17 protein-coding genes and 1 pseudogene are annotated in these 18,561 nt (G+C 34.4%); 17 read left to right on the top strand and 1 reads right to left on the bottom strand.

The genetic code is table 11. The features are described 5' to 3' along the window. Window positions 1-232: 232 nt before the first annotated feature. The gene (locus AC4IFO_RS21505; protein WP_273804022.1) at window positions 233-808 is read right to left on the bottom strand and encodes a Spy/CpxP family protein refolding chaperone; all 576 of its coding nucleotides are present in this window, start codon (window positions 806-808) and stop codon (window positions 233-235) included. A gap of 150 nt (window positions 809-958) precedes the next feature. Between AC4IFO_RS21505 and cpxR the strand changes: the two genes are divergently transcribed. The 17 genes and pseudogenes from cpxR to AC4IFO_RS21420 all read left to right on the top strand — a co-directional run. Next, the gene (gene cpxR / locus AC4IFO_RS21500) at window positions 959-1,657 is read left to right on the top strand and encodes an envelope stress response regulator transcription factor CpxR (RefSeq protein WP_219245090.1); all 699 of its coding nucleotides are present in this window, start codon (window positions 959-961) and stop codon (window positions 1,655-1,657) included. After that, window positions 1,654-3,024, top strand: a complete 1,371-nt coding sequence (gene cpxA, locus AC4IFO_RS21495; RefSeq protein ID WP_047756819.1) for an envelope stress sensor histidine kinase CpxA — start codon at window positions 1,654-1,656, stop codon at window positions 3,022-3,024. Before cpxR ends, cpxA begins: the two co-directional genes overlap by 4 nt. Window positions 3,025-3,508: 484 nt before the next feature. Further along, the gene (locus AC4IFO_RS21490; RefSeq protein WP_490737456.1) at window positions 3,509-4,948 is read left to right on the top strand and encodes a capsule assembly Wzi family protein; all 1,440 of its coding nucleotides are present in this window, start codon (window positions 3,509-3,511) and stop codon (window positions 4,946-4,948) included. An 835-nt stretch (window positions 4,949-5,783) separates the two neighbouring features. Then, entirely contained in the window at window positions 5,784-6,860 is a 1,077-nt protein-coding gene (gene rfbB / locus AC4IFO_RS21485) for a dTDP-glucose 4,6-dehydratase (protein WP_490737454.1), read from the top strand. Then, window positions 6,857-7,747, top strand: a complete 891-nt coding sequence (gene rfbD / locus AC4IFO_RS21480) for a dTDP-4-dehydrorhamnose reductase (RefSeq protein WP_490737452.1) — start codon at window positions 6,857-6,859, stop codon at window positions 7,745-7,747. The genes rfbB and rfbD overlap by 4 nt, the downstream gene beginning before the upstream one ends. 18 nt (window positions 7,748-7,765) lie before the next feature. Then, a complete protein-coding gene (rfbA, locus tag AC4IFO_RS21475; RefSeq protein WP_490737450.1) occupies window positions 7,766-8,647 on the top strand; it encodes a glucose-1-phosphate thymidylyltransferase RfbA in 882 nt (293 codons plus the stop codon). Beyond that, window positions 8,644-9,201, top strand: a complete 558-nt coding sequence (gene rfbC, locus AC4IFO_RS21470) for a dTDP-4-dehydrorhamnose 3,5-epimerase (RefSeq protein WP_490737448.1) — start codon at window positions 8,644-8,646, stop codon at window positions 9,199-9,201. The genes rfbA and rfbC overlap by 4 nt, the downstream gene beginning before the upstream one ends. Next, entirely contained in the window at window positions 9,194-10,462 is a 1,269-nt protein-coding gene (locus AC4IFO_RS21465; protein WP_490737446.1) for an oligosaccharide flippase family protein, read from the top strand. Before rfbC ends, AC4IFO_RS21465 begins: the two co-directional genes overlap by 8 nt. Continuing rightward, window positions 10,425-11,324, top strand: a complete 900-nt coding sequence (locus AC4IFO_RS21460) for a glycosyltransferase (protein WP_490737444.1) — start codon at window positions 10,425-10,427, stop codon at window positions 11,322-11,324. The genes AC4IFO_RS21465 and AC4IFO_RS21460 overlap by 38 nt, the downstream gene beginning before the upstream one ends. A gap of 1 nt (window position 11,325) precedes the next feature. After that, on the top strand, window positions 11,326-12,633 hold the full coding sequence (locus AC4IFO_RS21455) for a hypothetical protein (RefSeq protein ID WP_490737442.1): 1,308 nt from the start codon (window positions 11,326-11,328) through the stop codon (window positions 12,631-12,633). Further along, window positions 12,633-13,199 (top strand): acyltransferase, encoded by a 567-nt coding sequence (locus AC4IFO_RS21450; RefSeq protein ID WP_490737440.1) that lies wholly within the window; start codon window positions 12,633-12,635, stop codon window positions 13,197-13,199. Before AC4IFO_RS21455 ends, AC4IFO_RS21450 begins: the two co-directional genes overlap by 1 nt. Before the next feature lie 10 nt (window positions 13,200-13,209). Continuing rightward, on the top strand, window positions 13,210-14,133 hold the full coding sequence (locus tag AC4IFO_RS21445; protein ID WP_490737439.1) for a glycosyltransferase family 2 protein: 924 nt from the start codon (window positions 13,210-13,212) through the stop codon (window positions 14,131-14,133). 53 nt (window positions 14,134-14,186) lie between these two features. Continuing rightward, window positions 14,187-15,272 carry a glycosyltransferase family 4 protein gene (locus AC4IFO_RS21440; protein WP_490737437.1) on the top strand — a complete coding sequence of 362 codons (1,086 nt, stop codon included), beginning with the start codon at window positions 14,187-14,189 and terminating at the stop codon, window positions 15,270-15,272. Window positions 15,273-15,279: 7 nt separating this feature from the next. After that, complete coding sequence (locus AC4IFO_RS21435; protein WP_490737435.1) at window positions 15,280-16,164, top strand: ATP-grasp fold amidoligase family protein; 885 nt, start codon at window positions 15,280-15,282, stop codon at window positions 16,162-16,164. Beyond that, entirely contained in the window at window positions 16,165-17,154 is a 990-nt protein-coding gene (locus AC4IFO_RS21430) for an NAD-dependent epimerase (RefSeq protein ID WP_490737433.1), read from the top strand. It abuts the gene before it with no gap. Between the two features lie 21 nt (window positions 17,155-17,175). Then, window positions 17,176-18,294 (top strand): glycosyltransferase family 4 protein, encoded by a 1,119-nt coding sequence (locus AC4IFO_RS21425; RefSeq protein WP_490737431.1) that lies wholly within the window; start codon window positions 17,176-17,178, stop codon window positions 18,292-18,294. Between the two features lie 73 nt (window positions 18,295-18,367). Then, window positions 18,368-18,561: pseudogene (locus tag AC4IFO_RS21420) on the top strand (UDP-glucose 6-dehydrogenase); the annotation flags it as partial.

Raw genomic sequence — 18,561 nt, 5'->3', positions numbered from 1 at the left:
TTTAGTGATTGGTTTCATTGCACTCTCCAATTTTAAATTGAAAAAGTGTCAACCTTATTCAGGACGGGTCATTAAACAAAAAAAAAGCCCCTAACAGGGGCTATAAAAGACAGGGATGGTGTCTATGGCAAGGAAAAACTTCATTTGTTGCTACTTCACTACTTACTTCAAAATTAAGGATCTGAAATTAACTTGCTTACTCAACTACAACTGCGGGTACTCTCAATCTGATTTATTGGAACTGCATCGCTTGGTATTCAGCCATTTTGTGTTGGTGAATCTGTTCAAGCTCACTTTTCTGCTCAGGCGTTAATAATTGGTATAATTCATGATGAATTCGTGCCATTTCTACGCGTTGTTCCAACTCTTTTTGCATTCTTTTTTCAAGTTGCTGACGAACCGCTTTATCATCAAAGCTATCCGCTATAATTAATTTATGTAACGCTTCACGCTCTTGCACTAACGCCGTGTTATCAACGTGGTAATGGCGCTGTGTTGCCATCAAATCACGTAGCTGTTGACGTTGCTTTTCATTTAATGTGATGCCATTAAACATAAAGGTGCTGGCACGTTCTTCACTGCTAAACATTTCATGTGATTGAAATGGCACCACAACTTGATGCGCTGTTGAAGGTGCTTGCTCAGGCTGCATCTGCAACATTAATGGCGCTGAGCTTTCATCATTCGCCATGTTTTGTGAAACTTCTGCGAAAGCAATTGTTGGCCCGAACACAAATGCAGAAGCTAAAACTAACATTGCGGTTTTATGTACTGTATTATGTACTTTGCTATGTGTTGTTCTAAGCATTTGACACCTTGTCTCCGAACTGTGCTCGTGATTCAATGTGAATAAATATACACCTGTGGCTGCAAACTAGCGTCAGAGCATGTAAAAGAACGTAAAGTCATGGAATCGTACAGATTGTTATCGTATTTTGGCAGGTGGAGGACTTAAAAAATGCATAAAATCCTATTAGTTGATGACGACCGTGAACTCACGTCGCTCTTAAAAGAACTGCTGGAAATGGAAGGTTTCAATGTCGTCATCGCTTATGATGGTGAACAGGCATTGCAACAGATTGACTCGTCCATTGATCTGCTTTTATTGGATGTCATGATGCCGAAGAAAAATGGTATTGAGACACTCAAAGAATTGCGCCAACTTCATCAAACCCCAGTCATTATGTTAACGGCTCGCGGTAGTGAGTTAGATAAAGTGCTGGGCTTAGAATTGGGCGCGGATGACTATCTACCAAAACCGTTTAATGACCGTGAGCTCGTGGCGCGTATTCGTGCGTTATTACGCCGCTCAAACTGGAGTGAACAAACACAGGACAGCAACAGCAATACCCCTGTATTGCAAGTTGATAAACTGCAACTCAACCCGGGTCGCCAAGAAGCCAGTTTCGATAATGAAATTTTGGATTTAACTGGCACCGAATTTACCTTGTTATATCTGTTAGCACAGCATTTAGGCCAAGTGGTTTCACGGGAACACCTTAGCCAAGAAGTGCTGGGTAAACGCCTAACACCGTTTGACCGTGCGATTGATATGCATATTTCGAATTTGCGCCGTAAATTGCCAGAACGCACCGACGGTCAGCCATGGTTTAAAACCTTACGTGGCCGTGGTTACTTAATGGTTTCTGCCACATGATCAATAGCTTAACCGCAAGGATCTTTGCGATTTTTTGGTTTACCCTCGCACTAGTGCTGATGCTAGTGCTGATGGTGCCCAAGCTCGACTCACGGCAAATCACCGTCCTAATGGAAAGTGAACAGCGCCAAGGGGAGATGCTTGAGCAACATATTGAAGCCGAACTCGCACAAGCTCCTATGAATGACCTACTTTGGTGGCGTCGAATTTCGAACGCCATCAAAAAATGGGCGCCGCCGGGTCAGCGGCTAATTATCGTCACCAGTGAAGGCCGTGTTATTGGTGCGATGCCCAGTGAAATGCAGGTGATCCGTAACTTTATCGGTCAATCCGATAACGCCGACCACCCCAAAAAGAAAAAATATGGCCGAGCTGAAATTCTCGGGCCGTTCTCTATTCGTGATGGCGAGGATCACTACCAACTCTATTTAGTGCGTCCTGCCAGCAGCCCACAATCTGACTTTATTAACCTATTGTTCGACAGGCCATTCCTGCTCTTAATTGCCACCATGTTAATCAGTGCACCACTGTTATTATGGCTATCTTGGAGCTTGGCTCGCCCCGCGCGAAAACTCAAAATGGCAGCGGATGATGTGGCCAAAGGGAATCTTCGCCCTCACCCTGAACTGGAAGCTGGGCCTCAAGAGTTTCTCTCCGCAGGGAACAGTTTTAACCAGATGATCAGCGCGCTCGATGGCATGGTTAGCGCCCAGCAACGTTTAATCTCTGATATCTCACATGAATTACGTACGCCACTCACTCGCTTACAACTGGCAACCGCCCTATTACGCCGTCGCCATGGTGAGAGTAAAGAGCTGGAGCGTATCGAAACCGAAACACATCGTTTAGATAGCATGATCAATGATTTGTTGGTGCTCTCGCGTAGCCAACATAAAAATGAAATCCTGCGTGAAAATATCAAAGCTGATGAACTTTGGGGGGATATCTTAGATGATGCTAGCTTCGAAGCGGAGCAGATGAACAAAACGCTCGATATCACCTCTAATCCGGGCCCTTGGCCGCTGTATTGCAACCCATCAGCGGTGGGCAGTGCCTTTGAGAATATCGTCCGTAATGCGCTACGCTATTCACACACACATATCGCTGTTGATTTTAAAGAAGAAAACAACGGTATTCTGATCACTGTGGATGATGATGGCCCGGGTGTTAGCCCTGCTGACCGTGAACATATCTTCCGCCCATTCTACCGCACAGATGAAGCGCGAGACCGTGAAACAGGTGGTACAGGCTTAGGCTTGGCAATTGTTGAAACTGCGATTACACAGCACAAAGGCTGGGTAAAAGCCGATGACAGCCCTCTGGGCGGGTTACGGTTACAGATCTGGTTACCTGAACATGGTCGTTAATCGCTGACAGATATTCCATCCCAAAAGCCTTCTATGTTAAATAGAGGGCTTTTTCACTTCTATTTACCGAATAAATTTATAAGCGCCTAATATAGAATATTCTTATATTGTGTTCTCAGAGCAATAAATCCTAAACCATCCAGCAAAATATTAATCTGTTTACAAAAAAATAAGCATTTCAAACAAAATTAATAATTATTAATTCAATATAACCAACAGATAAAACTAATTGATATCGTATTGCTATATATCTTAATAGCTTACCTATCCCTATGCCGAATGTATTAATCTGATATTCTCTTTTACTTAATTAAATTGTGATGATTGCTTCTCGACACAAAAGCATAGGTGAGCAAATCATTAGCTTTCACACACTTATAATAAAAAATATCACCACTTTTATACTGGTTTAATTTTTAGAGACTTATTTATCTTTATTAACCTGTTCAATATTAGGCGAACTCAACTTCAAACGGATTTATCAATGAAAAAATTCAAGCTTACCAAGCTGGCAATGCTTGCGGTATTAGGCGCAATGAGCGCACACAGTGTGGCAGGGGGATTAGTTTTACCCAATGATAACTTACGTAGCGATTTAGCATGGCTTTCAGAACGTAACGTCATTCAAATTAGCTTATCCACTTGGCCGCTCTCCCAAGAAGAAATCACCCGTTCTTTGAATAATGCGAATATTACCAATAGCGAACAAGAAGCGATTATTCAACGCATTAAGAAAAATTTAGACCGTAAAAAGAACAGTGTTCAACTGGAAACACACTTTGCTTCTAGCCACAATTCGATGCCACAAGGCTTCGCCCAAAGCGAAAAAAGTGACATCCGTTACACCGTTTCGGGTAACTACAGTACTGATGATGTGGACTTAAACCTCACTGCCAACGGCGAGCGCGCCCTGCGTGTTGAAAACGGGTCAGACTACAACCTGAACGGTTCATACGGCGGCGTTAAAATTTGGAACCAATGGGTGACCTTCGGTGAAATCCCACAATGGTGGGGCCCCGGCCATGACGGCAGCTTAATCCGTACCGATGCCGCCCGCCCTGTCACTGGCTTTTTACTTCAACGCGCCGACCAAAGCCCATTTGAAACCCCATGGTTGTCTTGGATTGGTTCTTGGCAATACCAGCTGACCGCAGGGCAGATTAAACAATATTCCTCGCAACCAAATACCAAACTTATCGGTTTACGCATGACCATGAACCCAACCGACTTCTTTGAGCTGGGTGGTTCCCGTGTTGTCATGTGGGGAGGCGATGGCCGCCCTGATAACTGGAGCTCATTCTGGGATGCTATGGTTGGTAAGGACAATACTGGCGATAAAAATAAAGACCCAGGCAACCAATTGGCAGGTTTAGACTTTAAACTGAAACTTTACCCACTCATTGACCTACCTGTCAGCGTATACGGGCAAATGATAGGTGAAGATGAAGCGGGTATGTTCCCATCGAAGAATGCCTTTATGGGTGGTATCGAGGGTTACCATACCCTGTGGGGACAACCATTAAATTGGTATATTGAAGGCGCCAATACACATCATGAGTGGAGCAAAGACCGTGTGATGTATCGCCACTTTATCTACACTGATGGCTATTACCAACAAGGTGCCGCTCTTGGTCATGGTATGGGCGGTGATGGCCGTATGCTAACCACCAAGGTGGAATATACCCTTGATGATGATAACCGTGTAAGTACGCGTTTAGTGTATGCCAAAGTCAATAAATCTAACTTTGACGGCAACAAGTTATTCCCTAAATCTGAAACCATTAAAGGTGTCGATATGGGTTGGTGGCATAACTTCGAGAACGATGTCAGTACTGATGCAAAAGTGTGGGTTTCAAAAACCGATTATGAAACACGCAATGACGTAGGTGCCGCAGTGACAGTAAACGTGCCATTTAAGTGGTAGTCCTTTTATAGTCACAAGCTATACTTCTTATTGAAACGGATTATATGCAAACTATAATCCGTAAGGTTGTTGACAAAGCAGGATAAAAGCGTGATTTTTCCTGCTTTGTGTTATCAGTCGAAAATCAATTATTTGATTTTCCTTTGTTTTTTTTCAAAACCCATCCAATCTGCCGCCAAACCTGATCGGTTTGTCAGTAGTCTGACGGATTATAGATAAACTATAATCCGTTTTTTTTCGCCAATTTGTTTCTGTTTTACAACAAAACATATCTGGCTGAAAAATGAACACAAAAATTACGTAAATTAATATTACCAATCACGCATATTATTAATCTATTACAACGCCAAATCCGCGTAAAAATAAGTTCGTTTTATTTTTGAGCTAATTATATCCACACTAATCCTAATGATATAAAAGACTTAACTTAAGCAAAATATTTAATCACGGTACACGCGTATAATAAGAATTATAACCTGATAATTTAAAATAACTTATTCATTTGATACTCCTATTAGGACTATTCTCTAAGACAATCGCAGTGATAGTCACTACCTAGGTTTGGTGGTATTATTAAGCGCTTTTGCTTGACCCGATTCGCCATGAGGCATACCCTTTGGGCGGCAAAAAACAATAAGCCATGCTTATCAATTGAACGCGGTAGCAAAAAATGTAACGTTTTCAATTAATAAGTATGCATTTACAATTTCAATGGTGCTCTGGGACCCGATAACCCAGTGCGGTAGCTATGAGTATAGTCTAATTAAATGATTAATATTTATACCATGGCTAAATTTATTCTTATTTAATAGATTATTAATTAGCAAGGTTCTCTGTGAAAATCTTAGTTACTGGTGGTGCAGGTTTTATTGGCTCTGCAGTTGTTCGTCATATTATTAATAATACTGATAACTTTATTATTAATATCGATAAACTAACTTATGCAGGAAATTTAGAGTCACTTAATTCTGTTTGTGAAAATAATCGATATATCTTTATTCAAGCAGATATTTGTGATGCGAAAACTGTTATTGATATATTTAAACAACATCAACCTGATGTGGTCATGCATTTAGCGGCAGAGTCCCATGTTGATCGCTCTATTGATGGCCCTAGTGATTTTATTCAGACCAATATTGTTGGTACTTATACGTTGCTCGAAGCAGCGCGCCAGTATTGGAACCAATTACCCACCGATAAAAAATCAGCTTTTCGCTTTCACCATATCTCTACTGATGAAGTTTACGGTGATCTTGAATCCACTACTGACCTATTTACTGAGACCACGCCTTACGCACCAAGCAGCCCTTACTCAGCGTCAAAAGCATCAAGCGATCATTTAGTCCGCGCATGGCAACGCACTTATGGGCTTCCAACTATTGTGACAAACTGCTCCAATAACTATGGTCCTTATCATTACCCTGAAAAACTCATTCCTTTAGTGATTTTAAATGCCTTAGAAGGAAAGCCTTTACCTGTTTACGGTAATGGGCAGCAAATTAGGGACTGGTTATATGTAGAAGATCATGCAAGGGCACTATACAAAGTTGTCACCGAGGGCAAAATTGGTGAAACTTATAATATTGGTGGCCATAATGAAAAAGCCAATATTGATGTGGTTAAAACAATCTGCAGCATTCTCGATGAGTTAGTACCAAATAAACCAAATGGTATTAATCACTATGAAGAGTTAATTACTTACGTGACTGACAGACCTGGTCATGATCTTCGTTACGCCATTGACGCTACAAAAATTAAAAATGAGTTAAATTGGGTACCCGAAGAAACATTTGAAACTGGGCTTCGTAAAACAGTGGAATGGTATTTAGTGAATAGTGAGTGGGTTGCTCATATTAAAAATGGCAGTTATCAGTCATGGGTAAAACAGCATTACGGGGATAGCAAAGAATGAAAATTTTGCTGCTCGGAAAAAATGGTCAAGTAGGGTGGGAATTACAACGAGCATTATCACCACTAGGTGAATTAATTGCCTTAGACCGCCATTCAAAAGACTATTGTGGGAATCTTGCTAGCCCTAATGAATTATCAAAAACTGTCGAGTTGCTAAAACCAGATGTTATTGTTAACGCCGCAGCTTACACTGCTGTTGATAAGGCTGAAGATGACGCTGATTTATCCAGATTGATTAACAGCGAAGCCGTAAAGGTTCTAGCTCAATCGGCGGAAAAAATTAATGCTCTCTTAATTCATTATTCAACCGATTATGTATTTTCTGGAGAAGGTGAACATTTCTGGAGCGAAAATGACCATACTTCAGCCTTAAATGTATATGGAAAAACCAAACTCGAAGGTGAGAAAAATATACAAAATTATTGCACAAACCATTTAATACTACGAACTAGCTGGGTTTACTCGGCTTTTGGTAATAACTTTGCAAAAACGATCCTCAATTTAGCCAAAACAAGAGAAAAGCTATCAGTTATTAGTGATCAATACGGTGCTCCAACTGGTGCTGAATTAATCGCAGATTGCACAGCAATCGCATTAATTCAAACTTTACAAGATAAAAGCAAATGTGGCACCTACCACTTAGTCTCTTCTGGATCAACAAATTGGTATCAATACGCTAACTTAGTTACTAAAGAAGCAATAAATAATGGAATTGAATTAGCACTGAAAGAATTAAATGCTATTCCAGCAATCGACTATCCCCTACCAGCCAAACGCCCATATAATTCAAAAATGAATAACACCAAATTTAAAATAACATTCAATACTGAATTACCAAATTGGGAACTTGGTGTTAAACGCTTAATTAAAGAATTATCAATTAAATAAATTTTGTAGAATATAAAAATGGAAAAGACATATAAAGGTATTATTTTAGCAGGCGGCTCCGGAACTCGTTTATATCCCGTAACAATGGCTGTAAGTAAACAATTACTCCCCGTTTATGACAAGCCAATGATTTACTATCCGCTAAGTACACTGATGCTAGCGGGTATTCGAGATATTTTGATCATTAGTACCCCGTTAGATACCCCTCGCTTTCAACAGTTATTAGGTGATGGCAGTCAATGGGGACTAAATTTAGAGTATAAAATACAAGAAAGCCCTGATGGGCTAGCACAAGCTTTTATTATTGGCGAAGAATTCATTGGTGATGATAACTGTGCCTTAGTACTTGGTGATAATATTTTCTACGGACATGATTTACAAAATCAACTAGAAAAAGCAACTAAAAAAGAGTCTGGTGCGACTGTTTTTGCTTACCATGTTAATGACCCTGAACGTTATGGCGTTGTTGAGTTTGATGATGCTGGCATAGCTATTTCTTTAGAAGAAAAACCTAAAAAACCCAAAAGCAATTATGCGGTTACTGGTCTTTATTTTTATGATAATACCGTTATTCAGCTAGCAAAAAACCTAAAGCCATCAGAACGCGGTGAATTAGAAATCACAGATATAAATCGCCTTTACTTAGAGCAAGGTTCATTATCAGTTGCAATGATGGGGCGCGGTTATGCATGGTTAGATACAGGAACGCACCAAAGCCTAATTGATGCAGGTAATTTTATTCAAACATTAGAAGAACGCCAAGGTTTAAAGGTTGCTTGCCCTGAAGAAATTGCTTACAGAAAAGGATTTATCACAGCTGATGACATTAAAAAGCTAGCAAAACCTTTATCCAAAAATTCATATGGTCAATACTTACTAAAAATGGTTAAGAAGAAATGAAAATTATCCCTACAGAAATTCCAGATGTTTTAATTATTGAACCTAGAGTTTTTGAAGATGAGCGAGGCTTTTTCTTTGAAAGTTTTAATCAAAAACAATTTGATGAAGCTGTTGGTTATCCCGTCAATTTTGTGCAAGATAACCATTCAAAATCAGTAAAGGGTGTACTCAGAGGGTTGCATTATCAAGAAGAACCCTATGCTCAGGGAAAATTAGTTCGCTGCGTTGTGGGGGAAGTATTTGATGTTGCTGTTGATATAAGAAAGGGTTCGCCAACATATGGTAAATGGGTAGGCATCAACCTATCTGCTGAAAATAAGCGTCAATTGTGGATTCCTGAAGGGCTTGCCCATGGGTTTTTAGTTTTGAGTGATACGGCTGAATTTTTATATAAAACAACAAAGTTTTATACACCAGCACATGAGAATACCATTCCATGGGATGATACAAATCTGTCAATTGAATGGCCTACCACAATACAGAATATACAGTTATCCAGCAAAGATAAAAATGCCAATGCTTTTAATTTCGAACTAGGAAAAAAGCGTGGATAGAACGATTATAAAAAATATTTTATCCATGTTCAGCATACAAGGAATTAATTATATTATTCCTTTAATTATGTTTCCATACTTAGTTAGGACTCTCGGGCTAGATGGATTTGGAAAATACAGCATAGTAATCGCTATTATACAATATTTAGTAATTATAACCGATTATGGATTTAACCTTTCTGCTAGTAGAGATATAGCATTAAATATTAATAATAAAAAAAAAATATCTGAAATATTTTTTTCAATAATAATATGTAAAATTATACTAGCAAGCCTTTCATTTTCTATATTATTTATAATTTTAATTTTAAATAATAATTTCATAGCAGAACATAGCCTATTTTTAAGTGGTATTGGCATTGTCATTGGAACATCATTTTTCCCCACTTGGCTCTACCAAGGGTATGAAAAAATGCATTGGATTGCCATTAGTAATTTAATAGCAAAAATTAGTGGGCTAGCTTTAATTTTAATTTTAGTAAAAGATATCAATGACCTATTATTAGCTATAGTTATCCAAAGCTGTGTTAGTTTATTTTCAGCCACAATAGCCTTCAGTAATGCATTTATTGGAAAATACATATTTTTAACTCGAGTTTCATTAGTAACAATTAAAGAACAATTAGTCTCTGGTTGGAATATTTTTCTCTCAACTTTCTTTGTCAGTATGTATACAACAAGTATCCCTTTAATTCTAGGTTATAATTCAGGAACTGAAGCTGTAGGAATTTATAATGCAGCAGATAAGCTTAAATCAGCATTACAAGGAATTATAGGTCCTATATCTCAGGCCATATATCCTCGAACTAATAGATTAATGCAAGAATCCATATCTAATGGAATAAAATTTGTAATGAAAATAGCAATACCATTAATTATAGTTATGCTATTATCTAGTTTAATTATTTTCATAAACTCAAAATTAATTGTTTCACTTTTTTTTGGTATTGAGAATTTAGAAACGTATAAAGTATTACAAATAATAATATGGGCACCACCTATTATAGCAATAGCAAATATGCTTGGTGTTCAAATTATGTTACCAATTGGATTAAAAAAACAATTTGGCTTAATCTATGTAATAATAGGTTTTTTAGGCTTACCATTGATGTATCTAGGTTCATACCTTAATTCATATATCGGTGTATCAATTACAGCCTTATTAATAGAAATATTAATTACTACAGCTTTTATATTTACATTACTAAAAAAGAGAAAAGAGAATGGTTTATATATCAATATGTATCCCAACAAAAGATAGAATAGATAATCTAGCAGAAACAATAAAATCAATCTTAGATGATAATGTAAACCCAAAACACTTTCAGATTGTTATTTCAGATAATTCAGATAATAATGAAACGAAAGAATATATAGAAAGTTTCCGTAATACCGAATATAATTTTAAGTACCATAGAAACCCTATAAAAGGATTTTATAATTCAATACAGTCATTATTAATTGGTGATGGCGAATTATTAAAGCTTCACAATGACTATACTAAATTTAAACCTGGTTGTTTTAAGGAACTGGTTGATCTTAGTATCGAAAACCATAAAACTAAGCCCTTGATGTTTTTTCCAAACGGAGGGGTTAAAATAAAAAAAGAGAATTCAAATTTTAGTTCCTTTAATCAATTCATGTCAAAGGCATCATATTTAACAACTTGGAGCTCCGCATTTTCAATATGGAAAGATGAATTACATTATTTAAACCACAACCCAGAATCAGTAGATGTGATGTTTCCACATACAAGTTTATTGCTCCAAAGTAATAATAATAAATTTATTATTTGCAATAAAACTTTATTCATCAATACAGAAGTAAAAAATAAAGGAGGTTATAATATTTATTATAATTTTTGTATTTTATACTTGGACATGTTGAAGAAAAACGAAAAAATATCAAAACTTACATATACTAAAATAAAAATTGATATGTATTTTAATTTTATTTTAGTCTGGTATTATAGAACAATAATTAACAATGATAGAAATTATACCTTTGATAACTCTAACGCCGATATATATATACAAAAAACATATGGAAAATATGGTTTGTATCTCATAAAAATATTATCAAAGTTAAAAAAATTAAAAGATTCTTTTAAGAAAAAAAATTAAAATGAAAGATTTTAAACTCAAAACCATATTAAATTCCCTATCCTTATACTTAATTCTTTTCATTATATTTGGGGGGGCATATAAAACACCACTAGGAAATATAAGCGTCATACATATTAATTTTATCTGGGGGTTAATTCTTGTTTCTCTAACACTATTCGCCCTTAAAAATAAAAAAATAAAGTATATGTATAATAAAAAATTATTTTTTATTTATATACTATTAATAACAATACTTTTAATTCCATCACTAATTAACTATTCATTCTATAATATCGGCGAAATTCAATTTATAGATCTTCAGCTCAAAAGAATTGCGCAATTATTAATTTCATTTCTATTACTACCAATAATTATTGCTCATACGATCAAGAACCTGACACAAAAACAATTTTTTATTACCTTACTATCATTTTTATTATTTGTTTTATTTTTATGCCTATACCAAATTTCAAATGAGCAATTTAGAATTTGGTATCTAAATATTACGGCTATTGATGGTTATTGGTATGAATGGGCTCAAAAAAGCAATAGAGCTATTGGTTTAAAAGCTATGTCTATTTGGGACACATCAATTTCTTATGCACTATTTGTATTTATTGGTTTCGCCTCGTATTTTCATAGTAATAATAAGATACCATCGATATGGTATCATTTTTATTTTTTAATAATATTTTTATTAATTATAATTAGTGGAAGAACAGGTTTAATTCTATTCTTTTTATTTATGATCTCTCTTTCTATACAGAATAAAAGCAATAAATTTTTATTTTCATTATTATTTTTATCCTTAATATTTATTTCTTTGTTAATTTACAGCTTTGAAAATGAAATAGCAATTCAAATAATATCATTTTCATTCGAGTTATTCATGAATTTTCTAAATGGAAATTTAGAAACAAACTCAACTAATGATTTAATAAGTAACCACTTATTCTTACCTGAATTAAATAATATTTTATTTGGTGATAACATATTCATTGGAGATGGTGACGAAATAGTTTCCAAAATAGGCAGATCGTCTGATTCAGCATTCGTTATTAACTATGTAGCATATGGATTATTTGGTTTTATTATAACAATAATGATGACTTTAATTACAGCTAAAATGTTATTTGACCTATTCCAACATAAAAATAAGAATATTTTTTACTATTTATTAGCGATTTTATGCCTTATTATATCACTAGGTCTATATACTAAAATATTAATTTATGTAAGTTCTACGTTATTAAAGTCAATAGTTTTTGTCACAATGATAATATATGCTTTTTCCTCATCCTCAACACTAAGATTCAAGGATAAATAATGCGTAATTACAAAAATGAAAGGACTTTTTTTTTACTTATTAAAATTTTTCCTGCAATGATTAATAAATTACGTAATAAATTTTTTAGTTATATATTCCACACCTCTAATTTAAAGATTGGTAAAAACATTTCATTATGTGGAACAAAAAATATAAGTATTGGAAATAATGTTTTTCTTGGAAATCAAACATGGCTAGATTGTATCGGAGCTGGCCGCATAAATATTGGTGATAATGTGTCATTCAGTCAAAATGTCCATATAGCTGCGAGTTCATATGTTAAAATTGGCTCAGGCTGTTTAATTGGCAGTGATGTATTAGTAACAGACCATGACCACAGCTATGGTATAAAATATATAAATATGATACCAAAATATAGAGAATTGAGAACGAAAGGAAACACTGAGATTGGAGAAAATTCATGGATCGCAGATAATGTAAAGATACTTTCAGGTGTTAAATTAGGTAAAAATACAGTTGTTGCAGCCAACTCGGTTGTTCTACACAATTTTCCATCAAATGTGGTTATTGGTGGGATTCCAGCTAAAATATTGAAAACTTTTTAGATAACTACTTATGAATATTGACATAGTCCTTGCTACATATAATGGTGAAAAATATTTAGCGGAACAGATAGACTCTATACTAAATCAAACGTATCATGACTTTAATTTATATATTCGAGATGATGGCTCATCAGATAGAACAAAAGAAATAATAAATAATTTTGCTCTCCAAGATAGTAGGATTATTATTATTGAGGACAGTATAAAACCTAATGGGGTTGGTGAAAATTTTAAACAACTATTAAAAAATTGCACTTCAAACTATGTATTACTGGCTGATCAAGATGACGTTTGGTATGAAAACAAAATAGAGACATTATTAAAATTTGCACAGCTTAATTTCAATAATGAAGTACCTTGTATCGCCTATAGCCCCGCAGTTGTTGTTGATTCCGATCTAAATAACTTGAATATGCTAACCTCACAATCATTAAAAATAAATAAAATTACTGATATGCTTTTAATGAATGGTGGAATTCAAGGCTGTGCTATGATTATTAATAAAAGCTTATATACCATGGCGTTAGAACATGACTTTCATTGGTATATGCATGATCAAGTTTTAACTTTATATACTGTATCATATGGTGTTGTATATTATTACAACCATCCATTATTCAATTATAGACAACATATAAATAATGTTTTGGGATTTAACAAAAATAATCTAACACTCAGAATAAAAAAATACTTAAATAAAAATAATTATTTAATTAATAAGCATAGTGATAAATTATTTAACGACTTTTTATTTTTTGAAAAATTTAATTTGGAGTTTAATATAAAAAAAATATTATCTGAATACAAAGAAGTAAAAAACAAAAAAATAAAATTTTTAAATTACATATTAAAAAATAAAATTAAAATTAGAAACTCAATATTAAATTCAATACTAAAGTTATTTTTAGTCAAAGATATAATTGAGAAAAAATAACCCCTCCCTATTTAGTATTATTATTCATTGTTTTTATAGGCAGTTATTTATTCATGAAAAACAGTATCACTAAAAAATTAAATATATTACATATATTACCAAGATATAAAATAGGAGGAGTTGAATCAACAATTTTCAACTCTTTTGATTCCATCAATAATATTTATAATTATAATTTATTATCTATTGAGCCAAGTGAAAAAAAAACAACTAATGACTCCAAAATCCCTAGCCATAAACTACACTCACTTAATGGAAAGTTTTGGAGCATATTTACCGCTTCAAAATTTTTAATATATATTTTAAAACATAAACCAGATGTTATTATAGTTTCATTATGGAAATCAGCTTTACTATGTCTTTTATTTTATCCAGTATTAAAAATAAAAAAAATAAAACTTATTCATTTTATTCATAGCGCTTATTTTGCAAATCCTTTAGATAGAATAATAACACCTATTTTTTCAAAACTAGCTGACAATATATATTGTGACTCTTACAGCTCAAAACAATTTATAGAGAAAAAAACAAAGAAGAAATCATATGTAATTTCATTTCTAGTTAATAAAAGAACATGCATTTCAACTAATAAATTAAATTTTGTTTATATTGCACGATTAAACAGTACTAAAAACATTCTTGGCGCTTTAGATATATTTGAACAAGTTCATAAGGTTTACCCAAATAGTAAGTTTGATATATATGGACCGGATGAAGGCGAACTAGACAAGCTACTTGGCAATATAAAATTAAAAAAGCTAAATAATTCGGTTCATTATCTTGGCCCACTAGAGAACTCGAAAGTTGAGGGAACATTACAAAACTATGCCTTTTACCTACAACCAAGTTACAAAGAAGGGATGGCAATTTCTGTTATAGACGCGATGCAGATCGGAGTAATTCCATGTGTATTTGCTGTAGGAGAAATCAGGTATTACTCTAAGAACCTAGAAAATATAATATATCTCGACGAAAATAGTATTATTAATTCTGCTAATATAATACTAGAAGTTATGAAAAATCCGAGTTTATTAGAAGAAATAAAACAGAATGCAATAATTTCCTTTAAAAATACTCCTACATATTCTGAATCCTTTCTTATGCATCTAAATGAGTCACTAAAGTTTAATCAAGAATAGGTAAATAATGAAAAAATTCTTTAAATATAAGATACGAAATACACTTAGAATTATACTTGGGAAAAAAGGATATTCTTATTTGAGATTTATTATTGTTCACCGGTATATTCCTTCATTTAAAAAACCATCTTCATTCTCAGAAAAAATAATTTATCGTAAATTTAATACTAATCCATCGGAATTTTCAAAATTTGTCGATAAATTCACGGTGCGAAAATACATAAAAGAAACTATTGGAGAAAAATATTTAATACCTATTTTAAAAAAATGTGAATACATAACACCTTCAGATTTTATGTCTCTTCCAACTGAATTTGTCATGAAAACAAGCAATGGAGGTGGTGGTGAAAATGTCCTTATTGTTAATGATAAATCTGAGCTTGATTTACAAAAAACATGTGATAGATTTAATAAGTATCTTTTATCAAACGTAGGCATCGCTATAGACGAGCCATTTTATGACATAGAAAAGCCATATATTATTTTCGAAAAATTGATTAAGCATTCTGATGGTTCATACCCATCCGATTATAAAATTCATATTTTTAATAATAATCCAAAACAATCAATCTTTATTCAAATTGATAGTGATAGATTTAGCAATCATAAAAGATCTATTTACAATGAAGATCTAGTAATTCAATCTTTTAACATTCAACCCAAGTATGAGCGAGTTGGTGAAACATATACTTTCCCTAAAAATTTTTCAGAATTGCTAAATGCGGCAAAATTATTATCTAAACCTTTCAAATATGTCCGAGTAGATATGTATAGTGTAGATAATCATGTATATTTTGGTGAGTTAACTTTTTGTCATGGGAGTGGATGGGAACCAATTTCACCTAAAGAGGCTGATTTTATGCTTGGTAAATTATGGGATGAATATAACTAAATGAAATATTTAATTACTGGTGCTTCTGGTTTTATTGGTAGTAGTCTTATTGAAAAATTAATATTCAGTGGACACTCAGTTATTGGTATCGACAACAATAACTCCTATTATGATATAAATTTAAAACTAGCTCGATTAAAAAAAATTCAACACCCAAATTTCACTTTTATTAATTGTGATTTAGCTGACATAAATGTAATTTTTGAAAAGTATCAGTTTGATTGTGTAATTCACCTTGCAGCTCAAGCAGGTGTTCGGTATTCATTAGAAAACCCATTTGCTTATGCTGACAGCAACCTAACGGGGCATCTCGCTATTCTTGAAGGTTGTCGCCAAGCTAAAGTTAAGCACTTGGTGTACGCATCATCAAGCTCTGTCTATGGGATGAGTGAGAAAACTCCTTTTTCTACAGATATGCCAACCGACCAACCTGTTTCATTGTATGCGGCAACTAAGAAAGCTAATGAATTGATGGCGCATTCATATTCACATTTATATCAATTACCGACGACGGGGCTGCGCTTTTTTACGGTTTACGGCCCATGGGGTCGTCCGGATATGGCATTATTCAAATTCACCAAAGCAATTTTAGCAGGTGAACCTATTGATATTTATAATAATGGCAACCTCAGTCGTGATTTCACTTTTATTGATGATATCGTGGAAGGAATAATTCGTATTGCTGATATCATTCCACACACAGACCCAGAAAACAGTTCACTTTCTCCCGCACAAAGCAGCGCACCTTATCGCATCTATAATATAGGTAATGGTAAACCCGTTAAGCTGATTGAATTTATTTCTGCTTTGGAGAAAGCACTGGGCAAAGAAGCCATCAAAAACTTCCTTCCAATGCAAGCGGGGGATGTATATACCACTTGGGCAGATACTGAAGACCTATTTAATGCTACGGGATACCGCCCGAAAGTTTCTATTGAGCAAGGTGTACAAGCATTTATCGATTGGTATCAATCTTATTATAATAAGTAGTACATCACTGTGATCGTAAATATGAAAACAATTGCAATTTCTGCGAATACTAGCTGGTATTTGTATAATTTTAGAGCCAATACAATCAAAAGCCTTATAAAAGCTGGTTATCGAGTGCTAGCGATTGCTCCTGAAGATGGATACTCAGAGCAACTCAAATTATTGGGCTGCGAATTTATTGATATCCCTATAGATCAAAGTGGTAAAAACCCCATAAAAGATCTCGTTACTTTAATTAAATTCTACTCTATCTTTAAAAATAAATCAGTTGAGTGTGTCCTTAATTTTACCCCTAAAAATAATATTTACAGTACACTAGCTGCATCGTTAGCGAATGTTAAAGCAATAAATAACATTGCTGGACTAGGTGTTTTATTCATTGAAGAATCGATGACATCAAAAATAGCTAGGGCATTATATAAATTAAGTCAAAAGAGAGCCTCTAAAATATTTTTTCAGAATGAAGAGGATAGAGATATTTTCCTGAGCAAGAAAATTATTGATATATCTATGACCGATCGTTTACCTGGCTCTGGCGTTGACTTACAACGTTTCTCTCTTTCTCAATCTCAAGATGATGGGGTAGTTAGGTTTTTACTAGTAGCTCGTATGCTATACGATAAAGGTATTGGGCAATATATAGAGGCAGCACGCAGATTAAAAGCTAAATATGGTAATAATGTAGAGTTTCGTCTGCTTGGATTCTTAGATGTAAATAATCCTTCTGCCATTACTAAAGAAGACATGCAATCATGGGTAAATGAAGGAATTGTTAATTATCTCGGTACTTCCGATAATGTAGAAAAAGAAATTGCCCAAGTTGATTGTATGGTATTGCCATCTTACTACAGAGAAGGGGTTCCCAAATCGCTATTAGAATCAGGAGCTATGGGTAAGCCAATAGTAACTACTGACAATGTTGGTTGTAGAGAAACTGTAGATGATGGTATCAATGGTTTTTTATGTATTCCTCGCTCATCCGAAAGTCTAATCGAAAAACTAGACCTAATTATAAATATGCCTCATGAGCAGAGATTAAAAATGGGAATAGCAAGCCGCAAAAAAATTGAGTGTGAATTTAATGAAGAGATCGTTATTAACAAATATTTAGATGCAATCTCCCAATGTATTGAGCATTAATTTTATTGGATGAACGCCTTATTGTAGCTTATGTAATACTAGCATACTTTATAAATAATACTCGGATATACTAATGAAAATAGCAATCGCAGGGACTGGCTACGTCGGTCTATCTAACGCCATGTTACTGTCACAACACCACGAAGTGGTCGCTGTGGATATCATTCCTGAAAAAGTGGCGATGTTAAATAACCACCAATCGCCGATTGTTGATACGGAGATTGAACAGTTTTTAACGGAAAAAACACTGAATTTCCGTGCTACGGA

The sequence above is a fragment of the Providencia sp. UF-224 genome (assembly GCF_058245955.1).
Note: the sequence above shows the minus strand (reverse complement) of the source record. Positions and strands in the feature narration are given on the sequence as shown.

What these genes read in the sequence shown, in the direction of transcription:
- AC4IFO_RS21430 (WP_490737433.1), top strand. Translation starts at nt 16,165, where the DNA reads ATGAAATATTTAATTACTGGTGCTTCTGGTTTTATTGGTAGTAGTCTT.
- AC4IFO_RS21435 (WP_490737435.1), top strand. Translation starts at nt 15,280, where the DNA reads ATGAAAAAATTCTTTAAATATAAGATACGAAATACACTTAGAATTATA.
- AC4IFO_RS21450 (WP_490737440.1), top strand. Translation starts at nt 12,633, where the DNA reads ATGCGTAATTACAAAAATGAAAGGACTTTTTTTTTACTTATTAAAATT.
- rfbA (WP_490737450.1), top strand. Translation starts at nt 7,766, where the DNA reads ATGGAAAAGACATATAAAGGTATTATTTTAGCAGGCGGCTCCGGAACT.
- AC4IFO_RS21440 (WP_490737437.1), top strand. Translation starts at nt 14,187, where the DNA reads ATGAAAAACAGTATCACTAAAAAATTAAATATATTACATATATTACCA.
- cpxR (WP_219245090.1), top strand. Translation starts at nt 959, where the DNA reads ATGCATAAAATCCTATTAGTTGATGACGACCGTGAACTCACGTCGCTC.
- rfbC (WP_490737448.1), top strand. Translation starts at nt 8,644, where the DNA reads ATGAAAATTATCCCTACAGAAATTCCAGATGTTTTAATTATTGAACCT.
- AC4IFO_RS21445 (WP_490737439.1), top strand. Translation starts at nt 13,210, where the DNA reads ATGAATATTGACATAGTCCTTGCTACATATAATGGTGAAAAATATTTA.
- AC4IFO_RS21505 (WP_273804022.1), bottom strand. Translation starts at nt 808, where the DNA reads ATGCTTAGAACAACACATAGCAAAGTACATAATACAGTACATAAAACC.
- AC4IFO_RS21425 (WP_490737431.1), top strand. Translation starts at nt 17,176, where the DNA reads ATGAAAACAATTGCAATTTCTGCGAATACTAGCTGGTATTTGTATAAT.
- rfbD (WP_490737452.1), top strand. Translation starts at nt 6,857, where the DNA reads ATGAAAATTTTGCTGCTCGGAAAAAATGGTCAAGTAGGGTGGGAATTA.
- AC4IFO_RS21490 (WP_490737456.1), top strand. Translation starts at nt 3,509, where the DNA reads ATGAAAAAATTCAAGCTTACCAAGCTGGCAATGCTTGCGGTATTAGGC.
- AC4IFO_RS21455 (WP_490737442.1), top strand. Translation starts at nt 11,326, where the DNA reads ATGAAAGATTTTAAACTCAAAACCATATTAAATTCCCTATCCTTATAC.
- AC4IFO_RS21460 (WP_490737444.1), top strand. Translation starts at nt 10,425, where the DNA reads ATGGTTTATATATCAATATGTATCCCAACAAAAGATAGAATAGATAAT.
- cpxA (WP_047756819.1), top strand. Translation starts at nt 1,654, where the DNA reads ATGATCAATAGCTTAACCGCAAGGATCTTTGCGATTTTTTGGTTTACC.